The organism is Mangrovicoccus ximenensis (assembly GCF_003056725.1).
Lineage (GTDB): Bacteria > Pseudomonadota > Alphaproteobacteria > Rhodobacterales > Rhodobacteraceae > Mangrovicoccus > Mangrovicoccus ximenensis.
Window position 1 is genome coordinate 1 of sequence record NZ_QBKZ01000007.1, and the last position, 16494, is coordinate 16494.

Genomic DNA, 16494 nt, shown 5'->3' on the forward strand with positions numbered 1-16494 from the left:
CGCGCAGCGCTTCACCGCCGCCGGCCAGCGCCTGGGACAGGAAGTCCGGCTCAACCAGATTGCCGCGGGCAGCCAGTCCGACCCCCAGGTCAAGCTCGACGGCGACGGCAACCTCGTGCTGGCCTATGCCGACGGCAACGCCCGCGACGGATCCGGCACCGGCGTCTTCCTGGCCCGCTTCTCCCCCGAGCTGGTGCCGCTGGGGGCCGAGATCCAGGTGAACGAGCTGACCCGCGACGGCCAGAACCAGCCCGCGCTGACGGTTCTGGCAGACGGGGCGATCATGGTCGCCTGGCATGACGACTGGGGTACCTACTACCAGGGCTCGCCGCAATACCAGGGCTATTACGAGGTCCGCGCCAAGATCTACGAAGCCGACGGCACCACGGTCCGCACCCCGGAATTCCCGCTCTCGGGCACGGTCGATACCGGCCAGCAGAATTCGCCGGAACTGGCCGCGCTCGGCTCGGGCGCGGTGGCGGTCTGGCGCGGCGCGGGGGCAGGGGACAATGACGGCATTTTCGCGCGCATCCTCGATGCCGACGGCACCGAGCTGGCCGCGCCCTTCCGCGTCAATGCCACCACGTCGGGCGGCCAGTACGAGCCCGAGGTCGCCGTGCTCTCGGACGGCCGCTTCGCGGTGATGTGGTCCGGGACCCGCGACGGCGATGGCGACGGGGTTGTGGCGCGGGTCTTCAATGCCGACGGCACCGCCGCTTCGGGCGAGATCGCGATCAATGCCGACGCCTATTCGACCGACCGGGGACGGGCGATCATCGCCGGGGAGGCCGGGGGCTTCACCATCGCCTGGCACGACTATTCCTACCAGAACGGCGAAAGCCCGGCGGCGAACTACACCTACGGCACCTTCTTCCGCGAGGTGGCCCATGATGCCGGGACCGACAGCTATGCCGCGGGCGCGGTCACCCAGATCAATGCCGGGACGGGCGGCGACCAGACCAATCCCGACCTTGCCTGGCTCGGCGGCGGGCTGCTGGCGGCGGTGTTCCAGTCGGATGCGGGCAGCGACGGCAGCGGCACCGGCGTCTACCTGCGGCTGTTCGGCCCGGAAGGCGCGCTTGACGGCGCCGCGCTCGCGCCGCGGATCGAAGGCCTGCCGGAGCGGGTCGCCTTCGCCGAGAATGACGGTCCGCAACTGATCGATCCGGGCATGGCGGCGGCGCTGTCGGACGCCGACAGCACGAGCTTCGGCGGGGGGCGGCTGGTCTTCGGCCACCTGATCCAGGACGAGGTGCAAAGCTACCGCGGCCCGCTCGAGGGACGCGACCAGCATGTGCTCGGCCTGCTCGATGCCGGGACCGGGCCGGGCCAGATCGGCCTGTCCGGCAATGCCGTCAGCTACGGCGGCACGGCAATCGGCACGGTGGTCTCGGACGGGCAGGGCGGGCGCGACCTCGTCATCGCGCTGGAAGCGGCGGCCGGGCGCGCCGCGGTCGAGGCGCTGATCGAGCACCTCACCTATGACAACGTCTCCGACAATCCGGCCGCCTCGACGCAGCTCTTCGTCTCGCTCGAGGAGGCCTCGGGGATCGCCTCGGCGGCGGTTCCGGTCACGGTGGAGGTCGCGGCCGACCCTGACGCGCTGCCGGAGCCGTCGCTGGTGCGGGTCGCCAACACGAGTTCGGCGGGCAGCCAGACCAATCCCTCGATCGCCGCGCTCTTCGAGGGCGGCGCGCAAGGCAGATGACGTCCCCGCTGCCAAGACCGCAGCGGGAAGGAGACTTGCCCGGGGCGAGGCGCGCGCGCCCGTCCCGGCCGCAGGACCGCAGGGAGGAGCGAAAACCGCACGGGCGACCGCCGCAGGCCGCCCGCCTGCCACGTGTTCGAGTACAGCACCGCAAGAGTGCACAGACAGGGAAACCCACATGAAACGCCAGACATTCCAGCAGGATGCCTTCGAAATTGCCCGCCACAAGCTGCGCAGCGGAGCGCTGAGCCGCCGCGACTTCATCGCAGCGCTCTCGGCGGTCGGCCTGACCGCGGTCCTGCGCCCCGGCGCGGCGCATGCCCAGGTCGGCGAGATCGTGGTCTGCAACTGGGGCGGCGCGGCGATCGACGCCTTCCGCGACGCCTACGGCATTCCCTTCACCGAAGAGACCGGCATCGAGGTCGTGGTCGACGGCGCGGGCCCCTCGACCGGTGCGGTGCGCGCCATGGTCGAGGCCGGCAATGTCATCTGGGACGCGACCGACGGCGGCATGACCGATGCGGCGGTTCTCGGCGCGGGCGGCTATGTCGAGCCGATCGACTACGGCATCGTCGACGCCTCGCTGGTCGGCGAGGGCATGGCGGCGGAATACGGCATCGCCAACTACATCTTCTCGAACGTGCTGGCCTATGACGCGGCACGCACCGGCGGCGAGCCCCCGGCCGGCTGGAAGGATTTCTTCGACTTCGACAAGTTCCCCGGCAAGCGGACCATGTGCAAATGGGTCCAGGGCCAGCTCGAGGCGGTGCTGATGGCCGACGGCGTGCGCCCCGAGGACATGTACCCGCTGGACGTGGACCGGGCCTTCGCGCTGCTCGAACCCTATGTCGAGGACATCATCTTCTGGGAAAGCGGGGCCCAGTCGCAGCAGCTGCTGCGCGAGGGCGAGGTGGTGATGGGCAATATCTGGCACACCCGCGCCAACCTGCTGCGGATGGAGAATCCCGACCTGACCTGGACCTGGCAGAACCAGCTGATCTTCGCCTCGGCCTGGTCGGTGCCGAAGGGCAACCCCGCCGGCGCGGAAGTCTACAACTTCATCAATTCCTCGCTGCAGCCCGAAGGCCAAGTGACGCTGCTGCGCGCCATGGGCAACGGCCCGACCAACCCGGCGGCGATCGGGCTGATGACCGAGGAGGACAAGGCCGTCTACGCGCTCGCGCCGGAGAACCTGAAGGACGTGCTGCATGTCTCGGCCGCCTATTACGCCGAGCATGACGCGGAGGTGCAGAACCGCTTCCTCGATTTCATCTCCCGCTGATCCAGGAGGAGGACCGCCCGCCGGGCAGCCCCCGCGATGCGCGGGCGGTCCTGTTGCCATGTCGAATTTCAGAAAATGGGCCCTGGCGCTGACGCTGCCTGCGGGCGCGCTGATGCTGGCCTTCTATGTCTATCCGATCCTGCAGGTGCTGGCGCTGAGCTTCACCGAGCCGGAACCGGGCCTCGGCAACTATGCCGAGATGGCCACCAACCCGGCCATCCGCCGCGTGCTGTGGACCACAATCGAGGTGACCGTGCCGACGACGCTGCTGACCGTGGCGGGCGCCTATGCGGTGGCGCTGGCGCTGGTGCAGATGCCTCCGCGGCGGCGCGGCCTGGCGCTGTTCCTCGTGCTGGTGCCGTTCTGGATCTCGGTCCTGGTGCGGGCCTTTGCCTGGATCACCATCCTGCGCCGCCGCGGCGTGGTGAATTCGGGCCTCGAGTCGCTGGGACTGATCGAGGAGCCGCTGTCGCTGATCTACAACCAGCTCGGCGTGGTCGTCGGCATGGTCCATTACATGATGCCCTTCGCCATCCTGCTGCTCTATGCCAACCTCTCGGACATCGACCGCAGCGTGATCCGCGCCGCCCGCTCGCTCGGGGCGCGCAGGATGGCGGTGTTCTGGCGGGTCTGGCTGCCGCTTTCGGTGCCGGGGCTGATGATCGCCGCGCTGTTCGTGACGATCTTTTCCTTCGGCTTCCTGGTCACGCCGGCGCTGCTCGGCGCGGGACGGGTGCTGATGATCGCCGAATACATCTCGGTCCAGATCACGAGCACGCTGAACTGGGGCGTGGCGACCGCGCTGTCGGTGACGCTGCTGACGGCGGTCGGGCTGCTGATCTTCGCGGCGACGCGCCACCCGGCGCTGCGCAGCGCGCTCGAAGGAGGCCGCAAATGACCGATCTGCCGCTTGCCCGCGCCGCCGCCCAAGCGCGGCGAGCGCGGCAGCCCGATCCGGGTGCCGAAACTCGCCCATCAGCTGGGCCAGGGCGTGCTCGGCTGCCTGATCGCCTCGCATCTCGACGCGGCGGTCCTGTCGGAGCTCGGGCGCAACCTGCCGGTGGTGCTGGCCTTCGTGGTGCTGACTTTCGCGGCCGCATGCGCGGTCGGGCTGGCCTGCGGCCGCTGGACCTCGATCGACCGCGAGGAGGCGATCTGGGGCTTCCTGCCGGGCATGGCCGGCACGGTGATCGCGATCGCGCATGAGCGCGGGCTCGACAGCCGCCTGGTCGCGCTGATCCAGGTGGTGCGGCTGATGGTGGTGATCGCCACCATGGTGGTGGCGGCGATGTTCCTCTCGGGCGCGGCGGCGATGCCGGTCTCGGCCGGCCCCTCGCCTGACACGGCTTCGACCTTGACCGCGCTCGGCACCTGCCTTGCGGGCGTGGCGGCGGCACGGCACCTTCGCTGGTTCCCGGCCGGGGCTTCCCTGGTGCCGATGTGCCTTGCGGCCGGATTGGGCATGGCCGGGATCAATGTCGCCCTGCCGCCCCTGCTGATCGCGCTGGCCTTCCTGGCGCTTGGCGCGCAGATCGGCCTGCGGGTCACGCCCGAGCTGGTGCGTACCGGGCTGCGGGCGATGCCCGCGCTGATCGCGGCGTCGCTCCTGCTGATGGTGCTCTGCGCGGTCTCGGGGGGGATCCTGTCGCTGGTCGCGGGCGTCGACCTGATGAGCGCATTGCTGGCGACGGTGCCGGGCAGCATCGACTCGATCGCGCTGATCGCGGTCAATGCCCAGGCCGACGTGACCTTCGTGATGATGCTGCAGACCTTGCGGCTCTTCGCGGTGGCGGGCCTCGGCCCCTTCGTTGCGCGGGGTCTCGTCCAGCTCGCCGAGCGCCGCGCCATGCCGCGCTAGGCGGGCGCGGCTCCGGGCCTTCCGTCCGGGGCACGCGCTTCTGGCGGCGGCGCTGGACGGACGAGGGGATGCGCAGCATGCCGCGGTACTTGGCGACGGTGCGGCGGGCGATGTCGATGCCGTCGCGCTGCAGCGCGGCCGCCAGCGCATCGTCCGACAGCACGGCCGAGGGCAGTTCGGCATCGACCAGCTTGCGCAGCTTGTGGCGCACGGTTTCTGCGGACTGCTCTTCGCTGCCGCCGGTCGCGCCGATCGGGTTCGAGAAGAAGTATTTCAGCGCGAACAGGCCATGCGGGGTCAGCATGCTCTTGTTGGCGATGGTCCGGCAGACAGTGGATTTGTGCATGCCGGTGGCGGCGGCGATGTCCTGGAGGCCGAGCGGCTTCAGGTGGCGCGGGCCGGATCTGAGGAAATCCTCCTGGCGTCGGGCAATCTCGGTCGCCACGCCGAGAATGGTCTGGGCGCGCTGGTGGAGATTGCGCACCAGCCAGTTGGCGTTGGTCATGCAATCCGTCACGAAGCGGATGCCGTCGGCGTCGCGGGTCCGCGCGCGCAATTCGCTGTAGTAGTCGCGGTTTACCAGCACGCTGGGCAGCATGGCGGGGTTCAGCTCGACGACGACATGGCCGCCGGGCGCGATCTCGGCGGTGATGTCGGGAAGCCCCGGCAGGACCGGCTCGGCGTCGAAGCGGCGGCCGGGTTTCGGGTCGAGGCCGCGCAGCAGGCGGATCCGGCGCAGGACATCGTCGCGACCGGTTCCGAGAATGGCGGCCAGCCGGTCGAAATCATGTTTCGCCAGAAGGTCGACATGCTCGAGAAGCAGGGCCATCCGGGGGCTGAGCTGGCCGCGGTCCGCCAGCTGGAGCCGCAGGCACTCGGCCAGCGAGCGGGCGCCGACGCCCGCGGGATCGAAGCCCTGGATCCGGTCGAGGACGGCTTCGATCCGGTCGGTGCCGACGCCGAGGATCCGCGACAGGATCGAGAGATTGGCGCGCAGGTAGCCGTCGGGATCGATGCGTTCGGCCAGCTCGCAGGCGATGCGCCGGTCGGTGGCGCAGCGGAAGGTCAGCCCGATCTGCGCCATGAGGTGGTCGCGCAGCGTGACCGCTGCCTGCTGGGTGGCCTCGATCAGGCTGACGATGTCCTGAGCGCTGCCGGCCGCTCCGCTGCCGCCCGGCGGCCCGCCGCCGCCTCGGGCGCGGCACTGGCCGCGGGCACCGCGCGCGCGGCAGGCCCCGACCCGCTGATCACCGAAGTCCAGCCCTGGGCCAGCGAGTTCGGCGATCCGGTCGATGCCGCGCCCTACGGGATGCCGATCCGTTTCGAGGATCACGTGGTGCGCCGCAACGTCGAATGGCTGACCGAAAGCCCGGTCTCCTCGATCAACTTCACGCCGATCCACGCGCTCGAAGGCACCATCACCCCCGCGGGCTGCGCCTTCGAGCGGCACCATTCCGGCGCGATCGAACTCAGCAAGAGCGACTACCGGCTGATGATCACCGGGCTGGTCGACCGGCCGCTGGTCTTCACTTACGAGGATCTGACCCGTTTTCCGCGCCAGAGCCGCGTCGCCTTCCTGGAATGCGCCGCCAATGGCGGCATGGAATGGGGCGGCGCGCAGCTCGAGGGCTGCCAGTTCACGCAAGGCATGATCCACAACATGGAATATGTCGGCGTGCCGCTCTCGGCGCTCCTGGCCGAGGCCGGGGTGAAGCCCGAGGGCAAGTGGATCTATTTCGAGGGCGCCGATGCCTCGTCGAACGGCCGCTCGATCCCCTTGGAAAAGGCGATGGACGACGTGCTGATCGCCTTCTACGCCAATGGCGAGGCGCTGAGGAAGGAACACGGCTATCCGGTCCGCGCCGTCGTGCCGGGCTGGGAGGGCAATCTCTGGGTCAAGTGGCTGCGCCGCATCTCGGTCTACGACCAGGCGGTCGAGGGCCGCGAGGAGACCTCGAAATACACCGACCTGATGCCGGACGGCCGGGCGCGGAAATGGACCTGGGTGATGGACGCGAAATCCGTGATCACATCGCCCTCGCCGCAGGCGCCGATCTATCACGGGCGGGGACCGCTTGTGATCACAGGCCTCGCCTGGTCCGGCAACGGCCGGATCTCCCGGGTCGATGTCTCGCTCGACGGCGGAAAGAACTGGCAGGAGGCCGAAATCGAGGGCACGCCGCAGCCGAAGGCGCTGACCCGCTTCCGCCTGCCCATCCAGTGGGACGGCTCCGAGATGATCCTGCAGTCGCGCGCCATGGACGAGACCGGCTATGTCCAGCCGACCAAGGACGCGCTGCGCGAGATCCGCGGGCTGAACAATGTCTACCACAACAACGGCATCCAGACCTGGTGGGTGCGCGCGAGCGGGGAGGTCGAGAATGTCGAAGTGGGTTGAAGCCGCGCTTGCCGCGCTGATCCTGGCCGGACCGGCCGCCGCGGAGCCGCTGGGTCTCGGCCGCCCGGCGCTGCCCGAGGAAATCGCCGCCTGGGACATGACCGTGCTGCCGGACGGCACCGGCCTGCCCGAAGGATCGGGCGATGTCTGGACCGGAGACGAGGTCTTCGCCGAGGCCTGCGCCATGTGCCACGGCGATTTCGCCGAAGGGCTGGACAACTGGCCGGTGCTGGCGGGCGGCGCCGGAAGCCTGCAGGACCGCCGGCCGGTCAAGACCATCGGCAGCTACTGGCCCTATCTCTCGACGGTCTGGGACTATGTCCACCGTTCCATGCCCTTCGGCATGGCGCAGACGCTCAGCGCGGACGATGTCTACGCGATCAGCGCATTCCTGCTCTATTCGAACGGGATCGTGGAGGACGACTTCGTCCTGTCGAAGGAGAACTTCGCCGGCATCGTCATGCCGAATGCGGAGGGCTTCTATCCCGACGACCGGCCCGGGATCGAGTATCCGAAATTCCGGACCGAGCCCTGCATGGCGGACTGCGCGGAAAGTGCCGAGATCACCAAGCGCGCGGTCAAGCTGAACGTCACGCCCGAGGATCCGGACGGCCGCCCTGCGGGAACGCTGCCCGACCTGCATCTCACCGCCGCCGGAACGGAGCCCCCGGCGGCGGAGACCTCCGAAGCGGAGGCCCCGGCGGAAACGGTCGAGATCGCCGCGATCGATCCGGCTCTGGCCGAGGCAGGCGGCAAGGTGTTCCGGAAATGCCAGGCCTGCCACAAGGTCGGCGACGGCGCGAAGAACGCCACCGGACCCGAACTGAACGGCATTCTCGGCCGTCCGGTCGCCTCGGTCGCGGATTTCCGGTATTCCTCCGGCATGGAAGCGCTCGGCGCCGAAGGGAAGGCTTGGGACCACGATCTGCTGGCCGCGTTCCTGTCGAAGCCGAAGGACGTGGTGCAGGGCACCAAGATGAGCTTCGCGGGGCTGCGCAAGCAGGAGGAGATCGAGGCGGTGATTGCCTATCTTGCAGGCTTCGCGCCAGAATGACCCCGGGCGCCGCGTCCATTCCCGGGCCGTCCGGCGCCCCCGGCAAACGGGAGGAACCGGAATGGGACTGATCATGGGATGGGCGCGCCCTGCGGCGCTGGCCCTGGCCCTCGCCGCCCCCGCGGCGGCCTGGGCCGAAGACGGCTGGCTGCACCATCTGGCGCTGCAGCTCAGCGACGGCGGCGAGGCGGAAATGCAGGAGGTGCTGAACGTCGCCGCCAATGTCTCGCGCTACTACAGCGGCAATGCCGAGGAGGTGGAAATCCGCATCGTCGTCTTCGGCGGCGGGATCGACATGCTGCGCGAAGACCGCTCGCCGGTGCTGGAGCGGCTGAAAGCCTTCGAGCAGTCGATGCCGAACGTCGCCTTCATCGCCTGCCAGAACACGATCGACACGCTGGAACGGATCGAGGGCGCCGAAATCCCGATCCTGCCGATGGCCGAGAGGGTCGAGGCCGGCGTGGTCGAGCTGATCACCCTCGACGAAGCCGGCTGGACCATCGTCCGGCCCTGAGCCCCGGAGCCTGCCATGATCCTGACACGCCGCCGTTTCCTCGCCGCCGCCTCCGCCCTCGCCCTGCCGCGGCGGATCTGGGCGGGAACCGAGATCGACCTGGGCCAGGGCCGGCAGATCCTGTCGCTGTCGGACGGGCATCTGGAGCTGCCCCCCGCCTTCATCTTCGGCGACATGCCCGAGGCGGAGCGCAGCGCCATCCTCGCCGCCCATGGCCTCGATCCCGCCGGGCCGCTGGTCGCGCCCTGCAACGTCACGCTCCTGCGCGACGGCACCAACACCGTGCTCTTCGACGTCGGGGCAGGCCCGGATTTCCAGCCGGGCGCGGGCGATCTCGCCGATGCGCTGGCCGCCGCCGGCGTGGCGCCCGGAGACGTCACCCATGTGCTCTTCACCCACGGCCATCCCGACCATCTCTGGGGCGTTCTCGACGATTTCGACGAGCCGATGTTTCCGCAGGCGCGCCATCTGATCGGCGGACCCGAGGCGGAGTACTGGCGCGATCCGGCCACGGCGGAGACGATCGGCGCGGCCCGCGCGGCCTTTGCGGCCGGGGCGAAGCGGCGGCTCGACCTGCTGGGCGATCTGGTCGAGCCTGGCCGCCGAACTGGCCGGGGGCGCCTCCGACGAGGACGCCTTCGCCGCCGCGAAAGCCTATGTCGCGGGCGCCATCGCCGCCGCCGGCCAGCTGTCCGTCGGCCATGGCCACGGCCCCACCCACCATTTCCACGCGCTTTGGCGCCTCCCGGAGGAGACCGCATGAAACATCTTCTGACCACCGCCGCCCTGCTGGCGGCCGCCCCTGCCCTGGCCAATGACCAGATGACGCTGATGCTCGACTGGTTCGTGAATCCGGACCACGGCCCGATCCTCGTCGCCGAGGAGCTGGGCTATTTCGCCGAGGCCGGGCTCGATGTCGAGATCATCGCCCCCGCCGATCCGTCGGACCCGCCGAAGATGGTCGCGGCCGGCCGCGCCGATCTGGCCGTCGCCTACCAGCCGCAGCTGCATCTGCAGGTCGCCGAGGGCATGCCGCTGAAGCGTGTCGGCACGCTGATCGCCACGCCGCTGAACTGCCTGCTGGTGATGCAGGACGGACCGGTGCAGGAGATCGCCGACCTGAAGGGGAAGAAGATCGGCTTCTCGGTCGCGGGCGTCGAGGAGGCGGTGCTGGGGCAGATCCTCGGGCAAGCCGGGCTGGGCCTCGGCGATGTCGAGCTGGTCAACGTGAACTGGTCGCTCTCGCCCGCGCTGATGGCGGGCCAGGTCGATGCCGTGATCGGTGCCTACCGCAATTTCGAACTGAACCAGATGGAGATCGAGGGCGCCGACGGCCGCTGCTTCTATGTCGAGGAAGAGGGCCTGCCGACCTATGACGAGCTGATCTACGTGGCAAATCCCGAGACGATGGACGCCGGGATGATCCAGCGCTTCCTCGGCGCCACGGAAAAGGCCGCGCAGTTCATCGTCAACCACCCCGAAGATGGCTGGAAGCTGTTCTCGGGCACTGCGAAGGAGCTGCAGGACGAGCTGAACGAGAAGGCCTGGGCGGATACCTGGCCGCGCTTCTCGGTGACGCCGGCCGGGCTCGATGCCGGGCGCTACAAGCGGTTCGAGGCCTTCCTGCACGAGGCCGGGCTGATCGCCGAAGCGAAGCCGGTGAGCGACATCGCGATCGATCTGGGGGCGGAATGACGGGACCGGATTACGGCCGCGCCTTCTCCGCCTGGCGGGACGCCTGCGGGACGGACTGGGACGCCTATGTGCGCCATCCCTTCGTCGAGGGGCTGAAGGACGGAACGCTGCCCGAGGCGGCGTTCCACCACTACCTGGTGCAGGACTACGTGTTCCTCGTGCATTTCGCCCGTGCCTGGGCACTGGCCGTGGTCAAGTCCGAGACCATGGAGGAGATGAAGACCGCCGCCGCGACGGTCGACGCGCTGGTCAACATGGAGATGTCGCTGCATGTGCGGACCTGCGCGGAACTGGGGATTTCCGAGGCGCAGCTTTTCTCGGCGCCCGAGAGCGCGGCCAACCTGGCCTATACGCGCTACGTGATGGATGCGGGCGTCGCGGGGGATCTGTGCGACCTGCTGGCGGCGCTGGCGCCCTGCGTGCTGGGCTATGGCGAGATCGGCGCGCGGCTCGGGGCCGAGGCCGGGGACACGCCCTATGCCGCCTGGATCGCCGCCTATGCCGGGGAAGAGTACCAGGAGGTCTGCCGCAACGCGGGCGCCACGATCGACGCGGCGCTGGAGCGCCGGATGGGGCCGGCCTTCCGCGGTGCTCGGCGCGGGCTTCGGCTATGCCGCAGTGCCGGCCGTGGCAGCGCTGATCGCGCTCCTTGGCCTCGCGGTGCTCTGGGCCGACCGCCGCTCCGGCGGCGCGGTGCAGCCCGCGGAATGATGCAGGACGGCCGCACTGATGAAGGCCGCTCATGACCGCCAGAGACCCAGCCGGGCTACTCCGGCTCCGCGGAACGGCTAGATCTCGTGCAGACACGCGGCGCCCCTGCGGGGGCGTCCGGCAGGAAGGAGACAGCCGATGGACTGGAGCGAAGGAACGCTCGCGCAGATCGCGGCGGCGGACGGGCTGAGGATCGCCCCGTTCCGCGCCGACGGCACCACCTGCGGCACCCCGACCTTCATCTGGTCGGTGGTGCTCGACGGCGCCGTCTATGTACGCCCCTACAGCGGGGCGCGTTCGAGCTGGCACCGGGCCGCGCTGGCACAGAAGGCCGGGAAGATCGTGGTCGAGGGCACCTCCTTCGAGGTGGCCTTCGAAGCCGCCGATCCGGCGCTCGCCGACCTCATCGACGCGGCCTACCGCGAAAAGTACCGCAAGAGCGGCTATCTCGCGCCGATGATCTCGGAGCGCTGCCGCCAGGCCGGCATCCGCATCCTGCCGCGCGCCGCCTGAGACGCGGCGCGGCGGAACGGCCCCGGCCCTGCAAGGTCCGGGCAGGAAAGACAGAAGAGGAAGACCAAGATGCGCAAGCTTCTCGAAGGCAAGACTGCCGTCATCACCGGTGCCAGCAAGGGCATCGGCCAGGCCATCGCCGAACTCTTTGCCGAGGAAGGCGCCAATGTGGTGCTGACCGCGCGCGGCAAGGACGCGCTCGACAAGGAGGTCGAGGCGATCAGGGCGAAGGGCGGCAAGGCGATCGGCGTGGTCGCCGACAGCGCCGATCCGGAGGCGCCGCCGCGGGTCTTCAAGGAGGCCATCGCCGCCTTCGGCCAGGTCGACATCATGGTCAACAACGCCGGCGTCGGCGAGATGTACGCGGTCGAGAAGACCACGAACGAGCATTTCGACGAGATCATGCAGATCAACCTCGCCGGGCCGTTCCGCTACTGCCGCGAGGCGATCAACCACATGATGCCGAGGAACGAGGGCCGGATCATCAACGTCTCCTCGGTCAACGGCACCAAGCCGATCTGCGGCGTCGCCTACACGACCACGAAAGGCGGCATCAACACCATGACGCTGAACATCGCGATCCGGCTCTCGGGGACGAAGATCCGCTGCAACGCGATCGCTCCGGGCGTCACCGACACCGACGCCGCACGGGCCTGGGCGGCGGGCGAGCAGGAAGGCGGCGGCGAGATGCTGGAATTCTCGGACAAGTACACCAACACGACGGTGCCCTCGACCGAGCCGATCGACCAGGCCTATGCGGCGCTCTATCTCGCCTCCGACATGGGCCGCGCGGTGACCGGCCAGGTGATCCAGGTCGATAACGGCCAGTTCCTGTGATCCAGCCTCCTGCCCTCTGAACGGCAGGACGGCCCGGCCCGGCTGCCCTCCGGACGATGCTCCGGCGGTGGCCGAGTCGGGCCAGCGCTCCGCCCATGCGCTGCGCGGGAGGCCGCCGGGACGGTTGGTCCGCACTGGACCAGCGAGCCCCCTGCGCGGGGAAATCCCGTGCTGCCCCTGGCCCGCCTCCGGACCGGCTTGAACCTGAACGGCACCGGACAGCTGGCGCCGGTCCCGCCGATGCCTCAGGCCGTGGCGGCCGGCGCCGTCCCGGACCGGGAACTGCCGTCACCGCCGGCTTCGGAGACGGCCCGCCCCATGCGACATTGCATCAGGTTTCCGGAGGAACGTTCCGCCATGGCAGGTTTCACCGAATTCGGCGCCCGCGACCATGACGGCCGGTCGGACCGAGATATCGTCGATGCCTATCTCCGGCATTTCGCTCCGATCACCGACCGCGACGGACGCGACATCGTTGCGGAGCGGGTAGCCACCGGCGACGATGTCCTGGACCTGTGCTGCGGACAGGGGACGCTGGCGGCAGAAGCGGCAGCCTTCGGCGCCAACGCGGCCGGGCTGGATTTCTCGCCGCAGATCGCCGCCAGGGCGCGGGCAGCGGCGCCCGGTGCCGAGATCGTCGAGGGCGATGCGGCGGCAATGCCCTTCGGGGACGCGCAGTTCGACAAGGTCCTGTGCAATTTCGGGATGATGCACATCGCTGACCAACCCGGAGCCCTGGCAGAAATCCGGCGCGTGCTCCGGTGCGGAGGCACCTTCGCGATGGCGGCTTGGATGGACCCCGCCGCGTCTCCGGCCTTCGCCGCCGTCTTCGGCGCGCTCAGGGCCAACGCAGATTTCTCCGCCGCGCCCGCGCAGCCCGACCTCTTCGCCTTCGCCGATCCGGTGCAGGCGCGGGACCTGCTGGCCGGGGCCGGACTGGTGATGCAGAACCACTGCGCGACCGGGGCGGCCTGGACGCCGGACCGGCCGGCCGAGCTCTTCGACATCTTCCTCACGGCGACCGTAGGGGCCGGAATGCCGATCAGGAGCCAGAGCGCGGAAACCGTCGGGAGGATGGCCGCCGCGATCGAACGGACCGTGAGCGGGACCCATGCCGACGGGACGCGCTATGCCGTGCCCGTCTCCGTCGCCGTGATTTCCGCCCTGGCCGCCTGAGCCGCCCGGCGCGGCAGCCCGGAAAGCACAGCGACCGCAACGAGTCCGACGCAGGCCTTGCGCGTCCGGCTGCAGCAGCGGGAAACGCACTTGCCGCACCGCCCCGGCCGGGCCGTCCTGAATATCGGCGCCGTCCGGAGCCGGATCTCCGGCGGCGGAGACCGGCAGGCACCGGCCCGGACGGGCGCGGGCATTGCGCGACATCCGGCGGAGCATCTCCAGGGACATGCACCTGCAGTCCGGACGCCCCCGCTGCGGCACCACGACCGGCCGGAGGGAGACCGGAGAGCCGGTCCATTGCGCCTGTCCCGCGAAATGCGCGCTCCAGTCCGCCTCGCCCATTTACCGTGCAATTCATGTGATTCTTATTCTTTTTATCCGTGAAGCAACCGGAATTCCTTTCAAGGCTGCGCAAACCGGGGCCCGCTTGGCCAAAGCCGAATTGCTGGACTGGAGTGAGCCATGCGTTTGTCCGATCTGATATGCCCGATCCCGTTCATCCTGGGCGCCGCCGTGCCGTTGCTGCCCGCCTCGGCCTCCGCCATGGACCGGGAGGCCTGCGCCGCATTGGCCGGAACCAGCCATTCCGGCGTTGCGGTCGCCGCCGCTGACTGGGTCGGGGTGCCCGGTGCCGAAGGCTGTGCCGTCAACGGGACGCGCGCGCCGTTCTATGACGTCGAACTGTTCCTGCCCGCCCTCTGGTCGGAGCGGCTGCTCGTGCAGGGCGGGGCGGGCTTCGACGGCAGCATCCAGTCCGCTGCGTCCGCGCCCGGCATTGCGCGGGCGGCTCGAGGGGATTTCGCGGCCCGCGCGCAGGTCGCGCAGCGCCTTGCGCAGGACATAGCGGTTCACGCCGAGCTGTTCGGCAAGCTGGCGTTCCGGCGGCAGCGGCCCCTCCTGCGACAGGCTGCGGATCTGCGCTGCCAGGCTGTCGCCGCGGTTTTCCGGCGGGCTCGCGTCTTCCATGCGGTGTGTCCTCCCTCGTGTGGCTGTGTGGCCGTCCTCTTCCGGGGAAGAATGAACCGGATGCGGCGGATGGCAACAACCGAAACTGCCGTGTGTTTCTGAACCACTACGACCAACGGAGAACCAGAATCAACCAAAAAGCTTAAAATTGCTTTGGTTGAGTGTTGGTTGATTGATTTGGATCATGGTAAATTGCCGACTCTGCAGGAGTGGCACGTCAAAAAACAAGCATCTTCGGTATGCAGTTTTTTCAAATAAATCAGTGTCGGTTGGCGTGGTTGTTGAAGATTTCGGCCGGAATGGGAGGGGTTCAGGCCGAAACGGGCCAAAACTTCCACTTTTTTGAAAATCAATCTGATGCCTATCTTTTCCCATATCGCGGCGCCTTGGTTGACTGACCAACCCTCCGGAACGGCATCTTGGTTGAGAACCGAACCACAGGGTTCGACCGGATCCGGCGGCGATCGCCCAAGAAGAACGACAGGGAAACCGAATGAACCAGATGACGAAGACCATGCCGGCCCATGCGCTGAAGACCGGGGCCGAGTTCAAGGCATCGCTCGATGACGGCCGCAAGCTCTGGGTGAACGGCCGCAAGCTGGACAAGGTGACGGACGAACCCGCGCTGGAAGCCGGGGTCGACATGATGGCCTCGATGTTCGACGACCAGTTCAGCGAGGAATTCGCCGAGGCGACCACCGTGCTCGACCGCAAGTCGGGCCTCGTGACCGGCCGCTCCTGGCAGGTGCCCGAGACCATCGAGGACCTCGTCGGCCGCCGCAAGATGATGGAATACACCTCGCGCAAGACGGTGGGCACCTTCGGCCGCCCGATCGACCTCGGCCCGACGCTGGCCGTGGGCATCCTGGCGCATCTGCATCTCTTCAAGGACTTCAAGTCGGCCTTTGGCGAGTGCCAGCCCGATTTCGCCGAGAACGTGCAGCGTTACGTCGACTACGGCCGGATGAACTCGATCACCTGCGCCGAGAGCCTGACCGGCCCGCAGAACGACCGCTCCTCGCCGATGGCGCAGGCGGCGTCGCTCCTGCGCGTGGTCGAGGTCGAGAAGGACGGGGTCCGCATCTCGGGCGCGAAATCCGTGGGCTCGATCGCCGCCCAGACCAACGAGATCTTCTTTTCCAACCTCGCCTATCCGGGCACGCCGAAGGAGGCCGCGATCTGGGGCGCGGTGCCGATCAATTCCGACGGCATCAAGCTCGTCAGCCGCGAGATGCTCTCCGAGCCCGGCGCCGACCCGTTCGACCATCCGCTGACCCATCGCGGCGAGGAGGCCGACCAGCTGGTGATCTTCGACCGCGTCTGGGTGCCGAAGAACCGGATCTTCAACCTGGGCAACGAGCATGTGCTGGAGATCTCCGGCAAGGCGACGATCTTCGCGCACTACCACGTGCTGACCCGCCTGAAGGTGAAATCCGAGATCTTCGTCGGCTGCGCGCAGATGGTGGTCGACATGCTCGGCACCGGCGGCATCCCGGCGGTGCGCTCGATGCTGGCGGAGATCATCGAGTACAACCGCACGCTCGAGGCTTTCGTGCTGGCCGCCGAGGCGAATGCGCAGGTCAATGAAAGCGGCGTGATGTGCCCGGACGTGATGATGCTGACCACGGGGCGGCTCTACGCGATCCGCAACTATCCGCACATCATCCACGTGCTGCAGGAAATGTGCGGCCAGGGGCTGGTCATGCGCTTCGGCAAGGCCTCCTTCGAGAACCCCGATATCGGCCATCATCTGAAGGAGCTGCTGCCGGGCAAGGGCGTCAC

General features: G+C 68.7%; 14 protein-coding genes and 2 pseudogenes. 14 read left to right on the forward strand and 2 right to left on the reverse strand.

Features of this window, described 5'->3' with window-relative positions; translation table 11 throughout:
- The 4 genes from C7T91_RS32545 to C7T91_RS12805 form a co-directional block, all read left to right on the forward strand.
- A partial coding sequence (locus tag C7T91_RS32545) for a hypothetical protein (RefSeq protein ID WP_201742091.1) occupies positions 1-1708 on the forward strand: 1708 nt, incomplete at its 5' end.
- A gap of 178 nt (positions 1709-1886) precedes the next feature.
- Positions 1887-2990 carry an ABC transporter substrate-binding protein gene (locus C7T91_RS12795; protein ID WP_108259587.1) on the forward strand — a complete coding sequence of 368 codons (1104 nt, stop codon included), beginning with the start codon at positions 1887-1889 and terminating at the stop codon, positions 2988-2990.
- Positions 2991-3048: 58 nt separating this feature from the next.
- The gene (locus C7T91_RS12800) at positions 3049-3888 is read left to right on the forward strand and encodes an ABC transporter permease (RefSeq protein WP_108259588.1); all 840 of its coding nucleotides are present in this window, start codon (positions 3049-3051) and stop codon (positions 3886-3888) included.
- A 12-nt stretch (positions 3889-3900) separates the two neighbouring features.
- Entirely contained in the window at positions 3901-4848 is a 948-nt protein-coding gene (locus tag C7T91_RS12805; protein ID WP_236638210.1) for an AbrB family transcriptional regulator, read from the forward strand.
- A gap of 55 nt (positions 4849-4903) precedes the next feature.
- Here the strand turns inward: C7T91_RS12805 and rpoN are convergent.
- A pseudogene (gene rpoN / locus C7T91_RS35600) lies at positions 4904-5932 on the reverse strand (RNA polymerase factor sigma-54); the annotation flags it as partial.
- A gap of 60 nt (positions 5933-5992) precedes the next feature.
- Here rpoN and soxC point away from each other — a divergent pair.
- The 9 genes and pseudogenes from soxC (at position 5993) to C7T91_RS12860 (ending at position 13746) form a co-directional block, all read left to right on the forward strand.
- Entirely contained in the window at positions 5993-7246 is a 1254-nt protein-coding gene (gene soxC / locus C7T91_RS12815; protein ID WP_108259599.1) for a sulfite dehydrogenase, read from the forward strand.
- Complete coding sequence (locus tag C7T91_RS12820; protein ID WP_108259591.1) at positions 7230-8300, forward strand: c-type cytochrome; 1071 nt, start codon at positions 7230-7232, stop codon at positions 8298-8300. The genes soxC and C7T91_RS12820 overlap by 17 nt, the downstream gene beginning before the upstream one ends.
- A 61-nt stretch (positions 8301-8361) precedes the next feature.
- Positions 8362-8814 carry a DsrE family protein gene (locus C7T91_RS12825; RefSeq protein ID WP_108259592.1) on the forward strand — a complete coding sequence of 151 codons (453 nt, stop codon included), beginning with the start codon at positions 8362-8364 and terminating at the stop codon, positions 8812-8814.
- 174 nt (positions 8815-8988) lie between these two features.
- Positions 8989-9318: pseudogene (locus C7T91_RS35605) on the forward strand (MBL fold metallo-hydrolase); the annotation flags it as partial.
- A gap of 255 nt (positions 9319-9573) precedes the next feature.
- On the forward strand, positions 9574-10509 hold the full coding sequence (locus C7T91_RS12840) for an ABC transporter substrate-binding protein (RefSeq protein WP_108259601.1): 936 nt from the start codon (positions 9574-9576) through the stop codon (positions 10507-10509).
- Positions 10506-11255 carry a thiaminase II gene (gene tenA / locus C7T91_RS12845; protein WP_108259593.1) on the forward strand — a complete coding sequence of 250 codons (750 nt, stop codon included), beginning with the start codon at positions 10506-10508 and terminating at the stop codon, positions 11253-11255. The genes C7T91_RS12840 and tenA overlap by 4 nt, the downstream gene beginning before the upstream one ends.
- 103 nt (positions 11256-11358) lie before the next feature.
- Positions 11359-11733, forward strand: coding sequence for a DUF2255 family protein (locus C7T91_RS12850; protein ID WP_108259594.1), 375 nt, complete (start codon positions 11359-11361; stop codon positions 11731-11733).
- Positions 11734-11802: 69 nt separating this feature from the next.
- Complete coding sequence (locus C7T91_RS12855) at positions 11803-12570, forward strand: SDR family NAD(P)-dependent oxidoreductase (RefSeq protein WP_108259595.1); 768 nt, start codon at positions 11803-11805, stop codon at positions 12568-12570.
- Positions 12571-12927: 357 nt separating this feature from the next.
- Entirely contained in the window at positions 12928-13746 is an 819-nt protein-coding gene (locus C7T91_RS12860; protein WP_161555880.1) for a class I SAM-dependent methyltransferase, read from the forward strand.
- Positions 13747-14100: 354 nt separating this feature from the next.
- Here C7T91_RS12860 and C7T91_RS39470 read toward each other — a convergent pair whose 3' ends face one another.
- Positions 14101-14712, reverse strand: a complete 612-nt coding sequence (locus C7T91_RS39470; RefSeq protein WP_108259597.1) for a GntR family transcriptional regulator — start codon at positions 14710-14712, stop codon at positions 14101-14103.
- 493 nt (positions 14713-15205) lie between these two features.
- Here C7T91_RS39470 and C7T91_RS12870 point away from each other — a divergent pair.
- A partial coding sequence (locus C7T91_RS12870; RefSeq protein ID WP_108259598.1) for a 4-hydroxyphenylacetate 3-hydroxylase N-terminal domain-containing protein occupies positions 15206-16494 on the forward strand: 1289 nt, incomplete at its 3' end.